This window comes from Aerococcus mictus (genome assembly GCF_003286595.3).
Classification (GTDB): Bacteria; Bacillota; Bacilli; order Lactobacillales; family Aerococcaceae; genus Aerococcus; species Aerococcus mictus.
Map to the genome: position 1 here is coordinate 1 of NZ_CP132985.1, position 13,939 is coordinate 13,939.

The following is a 13,939-nucleotide window of genomic DNA, read 5'->3' on the forward strand; positions in this document are numbered from 1 at the left end:
ATGGATCCTTTACAGGAACTTTGGCAAGTGGTGAGCGAATATTTTCGTGAACACTTGACCAAGGGAAGTTTCGATACCTGGATTTTGGGCCTCAAGCCCCTCCGGATGGATCATGATGTCTTATACATCGAAGCTGTTTCCCAACTGCACAAAAAACACATTGAATCCAATTATATGATGCAGCTGCAACAGGTTATTTATGACTATCTGGGCCGAGAAATTCGGATCGAAATTACACTCGACAACCAACAAGCGGGGAGCAATCACTTAGACTTCGGTCAAGCCGTTAGCCCGACCAGTGCCCCAGCTGATAGCCGACCAGCTAATCGGCATAGCGACTTAAACCCTAAATACACCTTCGAAAACTTTGTGGTAGGTGAAGGGAATAAAATGGCCCACGCCGCTGCCCTAGCCGTAGCTGAAGGGCCGGGACGGGACTACAATCCCCTCTTCTTCTATGGGGGTGTAGGACTAGGGAAAACCCATCTCATGCAAGCCATTGGCCACGAAGTCTTACGGACTCATCCTGATGCTATTGTCAAATACGTCACCAGTGAGACCTTTACCAACGACTTTATTGAAGCGATTCGGACCAATACCATGCCGGACTTCCACCAAGCCTACCGTCATGTAGACATGCTCTTAGTCGATGATATTCAATTTATCGGTAACAAGCAGTCAACCCAGGAAGAGTTCTTCCATACCTTTAACGCTCTCTACAATAATAATAAGCACATCGTCCTCACCAGTGACCGCGATGCCAGTCAAATTCCTGAGTTAGAAGACCGGTTGGTTTCCCGTTTTAAACAAGGTTTATCGACGGATATCACCCCACCCGACTTGGAAACGCGGATTGCCATTTTGCGCAACAAAGCCAAGGTGAACGGCATTGATATCCCAGACGAGACCCTCTCCTATATCGCTGGTCAAATTGATACCAATATTCGCGAGCTAGAGGGAGCCCTCACCAGTGTCCAAGCCTATGCGGTCATGAACCAAGAAGAACTCAGTCCGGATGTCGCCGCGCGAGCCTTATCCAATTATCGCGACGCCAATACCAAAAAGGTACCAAGTATTGCTGAAATTCAAGAAACCGTGGCCGATTACTTTGACCTGACTGTTGCCGATTTAAAAGGGAAGAAACGGAAACGGGACATTGTCGTCCCCCGGCAAATTGCCATGTTCCTCTCGCGGGAAATTACTGATGCCTCTTTGCCTAAGATTGGCCAAGAATTCGGCGGCAAAGACCATACCACAGTCCTCCATGCCCATGAAAAAATCTCAGAAGCCATGAAATCAGCCACTGAGATTAAGGAAAATGTCGAAAGTATTCAAAATTTACTCAAACGTTAGGCACCTAGCCGACTCTTCTATCATCGAGGCAGGCAAAGTGAGCTTTTTATGCTAAACTAATAAGAGAAAAAGGCCTGTGGATAAATACCTATGTTAGGCACAAGCCTACCCACAACTTATCCACAAGTGGAAAAGTTTTAAGATCACTTCTTTGAGGAAGTTTTCAACAGCTTCCACATGACCTACTACTATTACTATACTATTAATATATATATAAATAAGCACGCATCCAGCAAAGGAGCTTTTTATGAAATTTACAATTAAACGTTCCATCTTTGTTGATCATTTAAACAATGTCCAACGAGCGATTTCCTCACGGACAACGATTCCGATACTAACCGGAATTAAAATCGCTGTTCTGGATTCAGGAATCATCCTTACTGGTAGTGATTCAACCATTTCGATTGAAATTTATATTTCTAAAGAAGATGAAAGTAACCAGTTATCGATTGCTGAGACAGGGTCTATTGTTCTTCCTTCCCGTTTTCTCGGTGACATTGTCAAAAAATTACCTGAAGACCAACTGACCTTGGAAGTCCAAGATAACTTACAAACCGTTATCCGCTCGGGAGAATCCGTCTTTAACCTTAATGGGACGGCCGGTAGTGAATACCCTACCTTACCTGAGATTGATGCCGATTCAACCTATGTCTTACCGGGCCATCTCTTTAAGCGGGTGGTTAACCACACCATTATTTCGGTATCTAACCAACAAATCCGCCCACTCTTTACCGGGGTTCACTTTATCCTGGCCGACGAGCAACTGAAAGCGGTATCAACCGACTCCCACCGGCTCAGTCAACGGATTGTGCCTTTGACCATGCCGGAAGAAAGCCGAGGTAAAGCTTTAGAGATCAATATTCCTGGTCAAACCCTGACCGAACTCACCCGTTTAGTGGATGATAATGAAGATATTGAAATGATGGTCACCGATAACCAAGTCCTCTTTAAGATTGATAATGTCTACCTCTATTCCAGATTATTGGAAGGGAACTATCCCGATACCGACCGCTTGTTGAGCTTGGACTACAACACTAAAATTAAAGTTGACGCCCAAGAACTGGTTCACGCGGTAGAACGGGCTTTAATCTTAAGCCACCAAGGCAAGAACAATGTGGTTAAACTTTCCCTCTCCCAAGAAGAAGCCATTCTTTCCGGTCACTCTTCTGAGATTGGTTATGTTAAGGAAAGACTCAGTCTTTTAAGCTTTGAAGGCGACGACTTGGAAATTTCCTTTAACCCTGACTACTTACGGGAAGCTTTGCGGAGTTTTGGCGGCCAAGATGTGGTCATTCGTTTCGTTAACCCGACCCACTCCTTTATCTTGACCCCAAGTGAAGATGAAGATGAATTTAACATGGTTCAACTCATCACCCCAATCCGGACACCTGGTAACTAAGTGATCTACTAATAGGAACGCTCTGATTCTCAAGCGAGGATTGGGGCGTTTTTTACTGGAATTTTTTTCTCTTTCAAAAGCTTATCTTGCTCAGTTTTAGACAAGCGTTTTCATTGCATGCTGAAACCGATTACTTTACTATAAAGTTAACAAAAGGAGGCATAACAATGACAATTGAAAGACAAGTTGACGACAAATATCTCACTACCTTTATCCATGAATCAGAAGCCGGCCATGCGGAAGGGATTATCTATCCTGAAAATGAAGAAGAAATCGTTGAAGCCGTAAAGAAAGCCCAAGCTGAGGGCAAGAAACTCGTGACCATTGGTGGGCATACGGCCCTAGCTGGTGGGACCTATCCTCAAGGTGAAATCCTCTTAAACCTAGAAAAAATGAATCAAATCCTCGACCTCGATAAGGAAACCTTGACCTTGACCGTGGAAGCGGGCGTGACCCTCAACCAAGTGCGCGACTACTTAGCGGGTAGTGGCTACTTCTATGCCCCTGACCCTGGTGAAAAACGGGCCACTGTAGCGGGAAATGCGGCCACTAATGCCGGTGGGATGCGGGCCATTAAATATGGAGTGACCCGGGACAATATCCGTTCCATGCGGGTGGTTTTGGCTAATGGTGAAGTGATTAATGCCGGTAGCTTGAATAATAAGGATTCTTCTGGCTACGACTTGAAGGACCTCTTCATCGGTTCAGAAGGGACCTTGGGCATTATCAGTCAGTTACAATTGAAATTGCGGGTGGAACCCCAGTATGAAAATTCCCTCTTAATCGGTTTCGAACGCTTAGAAGAACTAGGACCGGTCATTTATGAAATCTTGCATTCCTCTGTGGCACCTACCGCCTTGGAAATGTTTGAACACGATGCCATCACCTATGCTGAAGAATTGCTCGGTAAGGAAATGCCAAGTAAAACTGGTCAAGCCTTCCTTTTAGTCACCCTCAGTGGTAACCAGGAAGCGGCCATCCAAAAAGATCTGGAAAACTTGGAAGAAATCGCTCAAAAAGCGGGTGCTTTAGCGACTGAACTCTTAAGCGGAGAAGTGGAAAAAGGCGTCTGGGACATCCGTGACCATATCCTCTCAGGGATTTATAAGGCAGGCCCCATGCGCTTAGATGACCCTGTCGTTCCGGTCAATAAGATCACCCAAGCCATCAATAAATCCAAAGAGATTGCCGATGACCTAGGGATTGCCTCTACTTTCTTTGGTCATGCCGGCGATGGTAATATCCATATCTGTCTCATGAAGAAGGAACTCAGTGACCAAGAATGGGAAGACCGACTCCACCAATATGACCTCCGCCTTTATGACTTCTTAGCTGAAAACGGCGGCCTCCCTTCTGGAGAACATGGAATTGGTCTCGAACGGGTGAAATTCATGCCCATCTTCTTCTCTGAAACGGAATTAGCTACCATGAAAGCCATTAAAAAAGCCCTTGACCCCAATAACCTCCTCAACCCAGGCCGGGTTATTGAAGTAGACGAGTAAAAAGGATAATTGAAAGCAAATGAAGCTGGGAGACTATCCCAGCTTTTTTTATGGCTAATTTCAAAAGCAGAACGAATGCTCGCAAGACTCTCTGCTAAATCTTTTTATTTCTTCGTCGTTAAAGTCCATTTCACATGTCAAACTTTCATTTTTAGGCTTTAATGGACTTCTAAAAAGCATTAGTAGGAAGTGACTAAAAGAGGCTCTATTGGAAAATAGGGCCTCTTTTTGCTTATATAGAGGATTTGGGGTATAATATTACTTGAATAAGGGAGACAAATCGTACTCTAAGAGACCGAATTGGAGTACGCTTTTTTAGTTTAAAGTAAAGGGAGGCGGTGTGTGATGTCAGACGTAGATATTGTCGCCATCGATACCGAGTATATTACGCTCGGGCAGTTATTGAAGGCACTGGGTTATATCCAAACCGGAGGCCAGGCGAAAATTTACCTGGCCAGTTACCCAGTGATCTTAGACGGTCAGGAGGAACAAAGACGGGGCAAGAAACTTTATCCCGGCTCAGTGGTTGAATTTCCGCATGAAGGAGCCATTTACGCCATTCGAGGGGCTAGCGAAAGCGATCCACTAGCAGATCACCATGCACCTTAAGTCACTTTACTTAAAGGACTTCCGTAATTACGACCAGGTCACCATGGACTTTGATCCGGGAATCAATGTCTTTATCGGCGACAACGCCCAAGGCAAGACCAACCTGATCGAAGCCATTTATATGCTGTCTTTGGCTCGGAGTCATCGGACGGCTAAGGAGCGGGAAGTGATCCGCTTTGGCGCTGATTTTGCCCGGATTGAAGGCCGGGTCGCCAAGAAGAATGGGGAGATTCCTTTATCTCTGACCATGACTAAAAAAGGCAAGATCGCCAAGCTCAACCGCCTGCAACAAGAGCGGCTGAGTGACTATATTGGGGCCTTCAATGTGGTGCTTTTTGCCCCGGAAGACCTGGAACTGGTCAAGGGTGCTCCGCAACTGCGCCGTACCTTTATTGATCGGGAACTCAGTCAAATGAACCCGACTTACCTCTATGACTCCAGTAATTACCAGCACCTGCTCAAGCAGCGCAATACTTATTTGAAGCAGCTGCAGCGGCGGGAAGCCCATGATAAGTTGTATTTGAATGTCTTAACCGAACAGCTGGTGGACTTTGCCAGTCGGATGATGGTCCAACGTTTCCAATTCATTCAGAAATTGGAAGCTTATGCCAAGCCTATCCATGCCCAATTATCCATGGATAAGGAGACTCTGACCCTGGCCTACCAAGCCAGCCTCACTGTCGATGAGACGTCCACGGTGGACCAACTAAAAACCGAGCTCATGGACAAATTTCAGTCCATCCAAGAACGTGAAATTGAAGTGGGCTCTACTCAAATCGGTCCCCAACGTGATGATTTAAAATTAATGATTAATGATAAAGTCGTTCAACAATACGGATCCCAAGGCCAACAGCGGACCACGGTTTTGAGTTTGAAGTTGGCAGAGATTGAATGTATGCACGAAACCCTCGGGGAATACCCCATACTATTATTAGATGATGTCTTAAGTGAATTGGACGACCAGCGTCAAACCCATCTGCTGAAAACTATTGAGAAAAAAGTCCAAACCTTCCTGACTACAACCAGTATGGAAGGCATTCAGGCAGATAAGATTGATGATCCTGACCTCTTTACCATTAAGGCGGGTCGGGTGGAATTGAAGGAGTGAATCAAGCAAGATGGCAGAAAATCAAGCAAATAATTCCGAACACGAACAACCTCAAAACCATAATCCCAAAGATAAGAATCAGCCCAACCAGGCCGGAGAATATAACGCCAGTCAAATCCAAGTCCTCGAAGGCTTAGAAGCGGTGCGTAAGCGGCCCGGAATGTATATCGGCTCAACCGGGGCTCCTGGTCTCCACCACCTAGTCTGGGAAATTGTCGATAATTCCATTGACGAAGCCCTGGCTGGTTATGCGGACAAGATTGATATCAAGATTGAAAGTGATGGTTCCATTACCGTCATCGACAATGGTCGGGGAATTCCGGTCGATATCCAGGAAAAAACCGGCCGTCCCGCGGTAGAAACCGTCTTTACCGTCCTCCATGCCGGGGGTAAATTTGGCGGTGGCGGTTATAAGGTCTCCGGGGGCTTACACGGTGTGGGAGCTTCCGTTGTTAACGCGCTCTCAACCAAGCTCCGGGTCGAAGTTTACCGGGATGGTAAGATTTACCAGCAAGAATATAGCCGCGGACATATCGTTTCCGACTTGAAAGTCGTCGGTGAAAGCGATAAGACCGGTACCGTGGTAAATTTTGTGGCCGATCCTGAGATTTTTACCGATACCACGGACTATGATTTCCAAACCCTCAATAAACGGGTTCGGGAGCTGGCCTTCCTGAATAAGGGCCTGCATATTACCCTGGAAGACCGCCGCGAGGAAGATTCCCAGGAAGTCGCCTACCAATATGAAGGTGGGATTAAAGAATACGTCCAATATCTGAATGAAAATAAGGAAATCCTCTTTGAAGAACCGGTTTACTTGGAAGGACAAATGGATGATATTGAAGTGGAAGTCGCCTTCCAATATACGGCTGGCTATCATAGCAATTTCATGTCCTTTGCCAACAATATCCATACCTTTGAAGGCGGGACCCATGAGTCGGGGATTAAGACCGCCCTCACCCGGACCATCAACGATTATGCCCGCAGTCAGAACCTGCTCAAAGAAAAAGATGATAACTTGTCCGGGGAAGATGTCCGTGAAGGCTTAACCCTGATTGTCTCGATTCGCCACCCTAATCCTCAATTTGAAGGGCAAACCAAGATGAAACTGGGGAACTCGGAAGTTCGGACCATTACTGACCGTCTCTTTGGTCAACATTTGGAACAATTCCTATATGAGACCCCAAACATTGCCCGGCAAATTGTTGATAAAGGAATTTTGGCTTCTAAGGCTCGGCAAGCGGCTAAACGGGCCCGGGAAATGACCCGGAAGAAGTCAGGTTTAGAGATCTCTAACCTGCCGGGTAAATTAGCTGACTGTTCTAGCCGGGTGCCAGAAGAATGCGAACTCTTCATCGTCGAAGGGAATTCTGCGGGCGGCTCAGCCAAATTAGGCCGGGACCGTCACTTCCAAGCCATCTTACCTATTCGTGGGAAGATCTTGAATGTGGAGAAGGCCTCCATGGATCGGATCCTGGCCAATGAGGAAATTCGCTCCCTCTTTACTGCTATGGGAACCGGTTGGGGCAATGATTTTGATGTGACCAAGGCCCGTTATCATAAGCTAGTGATTATGACCGATGCCGACGTCGACGGGGCCCATATCCGGACCCTCTTATTAACCCTGATTTATCGCTACATGCGCCCCCTTCTCGATGCGGGCTATATCTATATTGCGGTGCCACCGCTTTACCAAGTCCGCCAAGGCAAGAACATCCACTATGTCAACAGTGACCAAGAACTCAATGATTACATGAAGACCCTAGCGGAACGTCCTCGTCCTAGCGTCCAACGCTATAAGGGGCTGGGGGAAATGGACGCTGAACAATTATGGGAAACCACCATGGACCCAACCCAACGGCAAATGCTGCAAGTGACGGTTGATGATGCTCAGGAAGCGGACCGGAATATCTCCATGCTGATGGGGGACTTAGTCGCACCACGGCGTGATTTTATCGAGAACAATGCGACTTATGCCACTATCGACTTATAGAAAGGAAGGTTGATAATCAATGGTTGAAGAACATAAACAACCCGCGCCACGTGAAATATCACATGAAATGCGTAACTCCTTCCTGGATTATGCCATGAGTGTTATCGTCGCCCGGGCCCTCCCCGATGTGCGTGACGGTCTCAAACCCGTCCACCGCCGGATTCTCTATGGGATGAATGAACTCGGGGTCACCCCGGACAAACCCTATAAGAAGTCAGCCCGGATTGTCGGGGACGTTATGGGTAAGTACCACCCCCATGGGGACTCAGCGATTTATGAATCCATGGTGCGGATGGCCCAAGACTTCTCCTACCGTTACATGTTAGTTGATGGGCACGGGAACTTTGGTTCGGTCGACGGTGACCAAGCCGCGGCCATGCGTTATACCGAGGCCCGGCTCAGTAAGATCGCCTTGGAAATGGTCCGCGATATCAATAAGAAAACCGTGGACTTTATCCCTAACTATGACGGGGAAGAACGTGAACCCGAAGTCCTCCCCTCTCGTTTCCCTAACCTCTTAGTTAACGGAGCCACTGGGATTGCGGTGGGGATGACCACCAATATTCCCCCTCATAATTTAAGTGAAGTGATCCAGGCCCTCCATATTCTGATGAAGAACCCCAAGGCAACGACCCAAGACCTGATGGAAGCGATTCCTGGTCCTGATTTTCCGACTGCGGGGATTGTGATTGGCAAGGCTGGGATTAAGAAGGCCTATGAAACCGGGAAAGGCCGGATTATCGTCCGCGCCCGGGCAGAAATTGACACCATGGCCAGCGGTAAGGAACGCATTATCGTCAGCGAAATTCCTTACATGGTCAACAAGGCCAAGTTAGTGGAACGGATTGCCGACTTGGCGCGTGACAAACGGATTGACGGGATTACCGCGGTCCGTGATGAAACCGGCCGTCAAGGTATGCGGATTGTGATTGAATGCCGTAAAGATGCCAGCGCTAGCGTGATCTTGAACAACCTCTTCAAGCAAACGCAAATGCAAACCAACTTTAACTTTAATATGGTGGCCATTGACCAAGGCGTACCTCGGACCCTTAGTCTCAAGCAAATCCTCAACCGTTACTTGGACCACCAAGAAGAAATTATCCGACGCCGGTCCATCTTTGAAAAGGAAAAGGCTGAAGCTAGAGCCCATATCTTAGAAGGCTTACAGATCGCCTTAGACCACATTGATGAGATCGTCAACATCTTACGATCATCCAAGACCGGTGACCAGGCCAAGACCATCTTTATGGACCAATATGGTCTCTCCGATAAGCAAGCCCAAGCCATCCTCGACATGCGTTTAGTCCGCTTGACCGGCTTGGAACGGGAAAAGATCGATAATGAACATCAAGACTTGATGGAAGAAATTGCCTACTTGAATGAAGTCTTAGCCAGCGAAGAAAAACGTTATGAAATTATCTACCAAGAACTCTTAGAAATTGAAAAACGTTTCGGTGACGAACGTCGAACCGAAATTCGCGTGGGTGAAATTACTAATTTAGAAGATGAAGACTTAATTGAAGAAAGCAATGTCCTCATCACCCTCTCACGTAAGGGTTATATCAAGCGGGTGGAAGACTCTGAATACCGGACCCAAAACCGGGGCGGACGTGGCGTGAAGGGCATGGCCTTACAGGATGGCGACTATATTGATGCCATGCTGTCGACCTCGACCCACGATGTCATCCTCTGCTTTACTGACCGCGGCCGGGTCTTTCAAATTAAGGGCTATGAAATCCCTGAATACGGTCGGGCAGCCAAGGGTCTCCCCATTGTTAACTTGCTCAATCTCCAAGAAGATGAACAAGTCCGCGGGGTCATTAATGTGAACCCAAATAACAAGGCCGCTAATACAGAAGACTACTTCTTCTTTGTCACCAAACAAGGTACGGTCAAACGGACCCCGATTGAGGAATACTTCAATATCCGAAATAACGGTCTGATTGCCATTAACCTCCGTGATGACGATGAATTAGTCGCTGTTTTACAAACCAGTGGCCAAGATAATATTATTCTCGGTTCCCACCAAGGTTATGCGGTCTCCTTTGCTGAAGACGATGTCCGCTCTATGGGGCGGACGGCGACGGGTGTTCGTGGTATCCGCCTTGATAAGGACGACTATGTGGTTGGGGCGTCGATTTTAGGCCCTGATCAAGATGTCTTGATCGTCACAGAAAAGGGTTACGGCAAACGGACGCCTGCCGATGAGTACAGCATCAAACACCGGGGCGGTAAGGGGGTTAAGACCGTCAATATTACCGAAAAGAACGGTCCCCTAGTTGGCTTAGCTACCGTTGACTTGGATGAAGATATCATGCTGATGACCGATGAAGGCGTCGTGATTCGCTTCCATTCCGTTGATATCTCCCAAACCGGTCGGGCCACCCAAGGCGTTCGACTGATGCGCTTAGATGATGCTGCTCACGTGTCCACCATGGCCGTTGTTGATCCAGAGGACGATGAGGAAGCATTGGAAGAGGCAGAGACTGTGGAAGCTGATCCAGACCAACAAGGTCAATACGCCACCGAAACCGGCTTAAGTGACCCTGATATTGATTCAGGTGACGACCAAGATACAGCCCGTCTCAGCCAAGACCACATCCAAAGCAAAATGCAAGACTTCTCTAATCAACTCTTAGAGGAAGATGATAGTCAAAGATCCGATGAAGACTAATTAAATAAAAATCACATGACTGAGTGATGATAAAATCTGGAGTGTTCCTAAAAGTTGTATTTTTATCAACTTTAGGAGCACTCTTTTTTTGTTGCAACTTGTTGGGGAGATAAAGGCTCAATTATAATGATTAACAAGGAAATTGTGGCTTATAACAAATAATAACCGATTACTTGTTGACTTTGTTTCTCAAGTCCTTTACACTGAACTTAGTCAGATATATATGACAAAAATTAACTAATAAAGTATATTTATTCCGTAATACTGACTATTTATCCATGCTTAGGCTATGAATAGATTTTCCTTTTCTATCGTAATAAAATAGTGATGGATATGTAAGCGGTTTTATCGAATGATTATTAAGGAGGGAACATTGCCCATGTTAAAAGCACGTCATTTACGTAAGACTTTTGGCGATTTAGTGGCGGTGGATGATGTTTCTTTCGATCTTGAACAAGGCAAAATCTTGGGCATGATCGGTCGAAACGGGTCAGGAAAGACTACTATTTTCCGCTTGATCTTAAACTTTTTAACCCCAGAGAATGGTGGGGAAGTCTTATGGAACGACCAACCTATGAGTGACCAGGTTTATGAGACTATTGGTTACCTCCCCGAAGAACGGGGGCTCTATGAGAAGATGACCATTGAGCAACAAATTCTGTACTTTGCCCAGCTGCGGGGAATGGAGAAACAGGAGGTTCTTGACCGTATTGATGAGTGGATGGATCGTTTTGAGGTTAAAGGTAAGCGGACGGATAAGATCAATAGTCTGTCTAAGGGGAACCAACAAAAGGTTCAATTGATTGCGACCTTGATCCACGAACCCGCCTTTATTATCTTGGACGAACCCTTTTCCGGTTTGGACCCAGTCAACGCGGACCTCTTGAAGGCTGGGATCTTGTACCTGCGTGATAAGGGCTCATCGATTATTTTCTCCAGTCACAATATGAATAATGTCGAGGCCATTTGTGACGATATGCTGATGATCCATGACGGCGAGCAAGTCCTCTACGGAAAGATCCGCGAAATTCGGGAAAGCTTCGGCCGGACCCGGATTGAAGTGGAAGCGCCGGATTGGACCAAGGACCAGTTACAAGCTCTGGAAGGGGTCGACCATGTGGGGATCAAGGAAGATAACTACTACCGCCTCTACCTGACTGATGAGTCTTATGGACCAGCTATCTTCCAAACGCTGACCCATGGCAACTATATCCGCCACTTCAGCCAACAACCACCAACACTGGAAGAAATCTTCAAAATGAAAGCAGGTGGACACAATGAGTAAATTATGGGTCGTTATTCGCCAAGTCTATCGTAAGAATGTCAAATCAGGATCCTTTATCTTTATGGTCCTCTCTCCCCTTATCTTTATCGGGATTATTGCTGCGGTGGCCTACTTTGTTTCCCAGAGTGAAACGAGTTCGCCGGACCAAATTGCAGTTGTTGATGCAGACCCTGGGATGGTCCAAGTCCTCAAGACCATGGATAATCATAACGTGGCCTTCAACTTTGACCAAAATCAAGACCAAGCCCGTCAAGCCCTAGCTGACGGCGAAGTCGATGGGATGCTGAAGTTGAACCAGGAAGATGGTCAGCTCAAAGCGACTTATTACGGGAAGAGCAATCTAGGCCAAAATGCCAAGGTGAACCTGCAACAAACCTTGAGCCAGTACCAAATGATGGTCAATGCCCAGGCTGCTGGGATTGCCCCTGACCAACTCCAAAGTCTGATGACTGCCCAAGTACCGATTGAAGAAGTCTCCATCAATGTCAAAGAGGACGGCAGCGTTGCTGAAGAAAACAAGGACGCCATGAATGAGATGGGACGGACTGGGGTCGCTTCCATGGCTGCCTTTATCATCTTCTACTTCCTGATGTTCTTTATTAATATCATCATCCAAGAAGTGGCAGCCGAAAAAGGCTCACGGATTATGGAAATTATCCTCTCCAGTATTCCTGCTAAGACTCATTTCTACGGCAAACTCTTGGGAGTGGTACTCATGATCCTGACCCAAGTTGGGATCTATGTCCTCCTCTTTATCCTATGGCGGATCTTATCCACCCAATTCGGCATTCTCAGCCTACCGGAGGAAATTACCCAGGCCTTTGATATCAAAGCCTTCCTCTCCAATAACTTGACCATGTTACTGATCAGCGGGCTCCTCGCTTTGATGGGGATTGTGACCTATATTGCCTTAGCTGCTTTCCTAGGCTCCTTGGTGACCAAGACCGAAGATGCCCAAAAGGTGTCCCAACCCGTGATCTGGTTAGGTCTGATCGGTTTCTATATTGGAATCTTTGGCCAACAGGCTGGAACCGATACCGCCTTCTACCGGATCTCCTCACAGATTCCTTTCTTTACGCCTTTCGTGATGCCTTTCCGTTTAGCGGATCATTCAGTGGAATGGCCGGGAGTCATTATGGCCATTGTGGTTTCTCTAATAACCATGGTACTGATCTTTATCTTTGCCACTACCCTCTACAAGAGCAATGTCTTGGCTTACAGTGATAAGGGACCTTGGGATACCTTCAAGCAATCCATTTCTCTCTGGAAGAGCGAACGCCAAGTCAATACTAAATAATCAAGCACTCAAAACGTAAACAAAAAACCATGTAGGTAAAAACTTACATGGTTTTTCTATTTTATCGGGTAATTTTATTGGCAAAGGGTTACACTATAGGAGATTAAAAACAATGAGGGAGGATTATGATGCAAATCAGACCGGTGAGAAAAGAGGATAGTCAGGCTTTAGCGGATATTTATCGTTATTATGTGGAGGAGACTACTTTTACCTTTGAAGAAGTGCCGCCAACTAGTGAGGAAATGGCTGAGCGGATTCATTCAATTGCCCAAGATTTTCCCTACTATGTTGCTTGTAATGACCAAGGACAGGTCTTGGCCTACGCCTATGCCCACCCCTTCCATGAGCGTTCTGCCTACCGCTATAGCGCTGAGATCTCCATCTACAGCCAAGTCAATAAAAGCGAGAAAGGACTAGGTACCGCCCTCTATCAGACGGTGGAGCGGGATTTGAAGGCCCAAGGGATAAAAACCATCTTGGCTCTAGTAACTGCGGATAACCAGGTCAGTATCAACTTCCACCAAAAAAATGGTTACCAATTAGTGGGTCACTTGCACCAGGTGGGCTATAAATTTGACCAGTGGCTAGATACTGTCTATTTGGAAAAACATATTTAAGGTATGCAAAAAGGAGAGACTTTGAAGCCTCTCCTTTTTGTGTCTTGGTGTGACTGTCACACTCTTTAGTTGAGTTCGGACGCCAAACTTGAAGTCATTTCA

General features: G+C 46.6%; 10 protein-coding genes. All 10 read left to right on the forward strand.

Annotated features, from left to right (window positions below; genetic code table 11):
• The 10 genes from dnaA (at position 1) to DBT49_RS00050 (ending at position 13,837) form a co-directional block, all read left to right on the forward strand.
• On the forward strand, positions 1-1,353 hold the full coding sequence (gene dnaA, locus DBT49_RS00005) for a chromosomal replication initiator protein DnaA (RefSeq protein WP_064292855.1): 1,353 nt from the start codon (positions 1-3) through the stop codon (positions 1,351-1,353).
• A 247-nt stretch (positions 1,354-1,600) separates the two neighbouring features.
• On the forward strand, positions 1,601-2,752 hold the full coding sequence (gene dnaN / locus DBT49_RS00010; RefSeq protein WP_070558803.1) for a DNA polymerase III subunit beta: 1,152 nt from the start codon (positions 1,601-1,603) through the stop codon (positions 2,750-2,752).
• A 167-nt stretch (positions 2,753-2,919) separates the two neighbouring features.
• A complete protein-coding gene (locus DBT49_RS00015) occupies positions 2,920-4,254 on the forward strand; it encodes an FAD-binding oxidoreductase (protein WP_070558805.1) in 1,335 nt (444 codons plus the stop codon).
• Between the two features lie 345 nt (positions 4,255-4,599).
• Positions 4,600-4,863 carry a S4 domain-containing protein YaaA gene (gene yaaA / locus DBT49_RS00020; protein WP_070558807.1) on the forward strand — a complete coding sequence of 88 codons (264 nt, stop codon included), beginning with the start codon at positions 4,600-4,602 and terminating at the stop codon, positions 4,861-4,863.
• Positions 4,853-5,971 (forward strand): DNA replication/repair protein RecF, encoded by a 1,119-nt coding sequence (gene recF / locus DBT49_RS00025; RefSeq protein WP_111846198.1) that lies wholly within the window; start codon positions 4,853-4,855, stop codon positions 5,969-5,971. The genes yaaA and recF overlap by 11 nt, the downstream gene beginning before the upstream one ends.
• Before the next feature lie 10 nt (positions 5,972-5,981).
• Complete coding sequence (gene gyrB / locus DBT49_RS00030) at positions 5,982-7,964, forward strand: DNA topoisomerase (ATP-hydrolyzing) subunit B (protein WP_111846199.1); 1,983 nt, start codon at positions 5,982-5,984, stop codon at positions 7,962-7,964.
• A 19-nt stretch (positions 7,965-7,983) separates the two neighbouring features.
• Positions 7,984-10,638, forward strand: a complete 2,655-nt coding sequence (gene gyrA / locus DBT49_RS00035; protein WP_111846200.1) for a DNA gyrase subunit A — start codon at positions 7,984-7,986, stop codon at positions 10,636-10,638.
• Positions 10,639-11,017: 379 nt separating this feature from the next.
• Complete coding sequence (locus tag DBT49_RS00040; RefSeq protein WP_070558811.1) at positions 11,018-11,923, forward strand: ABC transporter ATP-binding protein; 906 nt, start codon at positions 11,018-11,020, stop codon at positions 11,921-11,923.
• The gene (locus tag DBT49_RS00045) at positions 11,916-13,220 is read left to right on the forward strand and encodes an ABC transporter permease (RefSeq protein WP_070558813.1); all 1,305 of its coding nucleotides are present in this window, start codon (positions 11,916-11,918) and stop codon (positions 13,218-13,220) included. Before DBT49_RS00040 ends, DBT49_RS00045 begins: the two co-directional genes overlap by 8 nt.
• A gap of 125 nt (positions 13,221-13,345) precedes the next feature.
• Positions 13,346-13,837 carry a GNAT family N-acetyltransferase gene (locus tag DBT49_RS00050; RefSeq protein WP_070558815.1) on the forward strand — a complete coding sequence of 164 codons (492 nt, stop codon included), beginning with the start codon at positions 13,346-13,348 and terminating at the stop codon, positions 13,835-13,837.
• Positions 13,838-13,939 lie beyond the last annotated feature (102 nt).

Excerpts from the sequence above, each read along its gene's own strand:
- gyrB (WP_111846199.1), top strand. The coding sequence starts at position 5,982 with ATGGCAGAAAATCAAGCAAATAATTCCGAACACGAACAACCTCAAAAC.
- DBT49_RS00050 (WP_070558815.1), top strand. The coding sequence starts at position 13,346 with ATGATGCAAATCAGACCGGTGAGAAAAGAGGATAGTCAGGCTTTAGCG.
- DBT49_RS00040 (WP_070558811.1), top strand. The coding sequence starts at position 11,018 with ATGTTAAAAGCACGTCATTTACGTAAGACTTTTGGCGATTTAGTGGCG.
- gyrA (WP_111846200.1), top strand. The coding sequence starts at position 7,984 with ATGGTTGAAGAACATAAACAACCCGCGCCACGTGAAATATCACATGAA.
- dnaN (WP_070558803.1), top strand. The coding sequence starts at position 1,601 with ATGAAATTTACAATTAAACGTTCCATCTTTGTTGATCATTTAAACAAT.
- recF (WP_111846198.1), top strand. The coding sequence starts at position 4,853 with ATGCACCTTAAGTCACTTTACTTAAAGGACTTCCGTAATTACGACCAG.
- yaaA (WP_070558807.1), top strand. The coding sequence starts at position 4,600 with ATGTCAGACGTAGATATTGTCGCCATCGATACCGAGTATATTACGCTC.
- DBT49_RS00015 (WP_070558805.1), top strand. The coding sequence starts at position 2,920 with ATGACAATTGAAAGACAAGTTGACGACAAATATCTCACTACCTTTATC.
- dnaA (WP_064292855.1), top strand. The coding sequence starts at position 1 with ATGGATCCTTTACAGGAACTTTGGCAAGTGGTGAGCGAATATTTTCGT.
- DBT49_RS00045 (WP_070558813.1), top strand. The coding sequence starts at position 11,916 with ATGAGTAAATTATGGGTCGTTATTCGCCAAGTCTATCGTAAGAATGTC.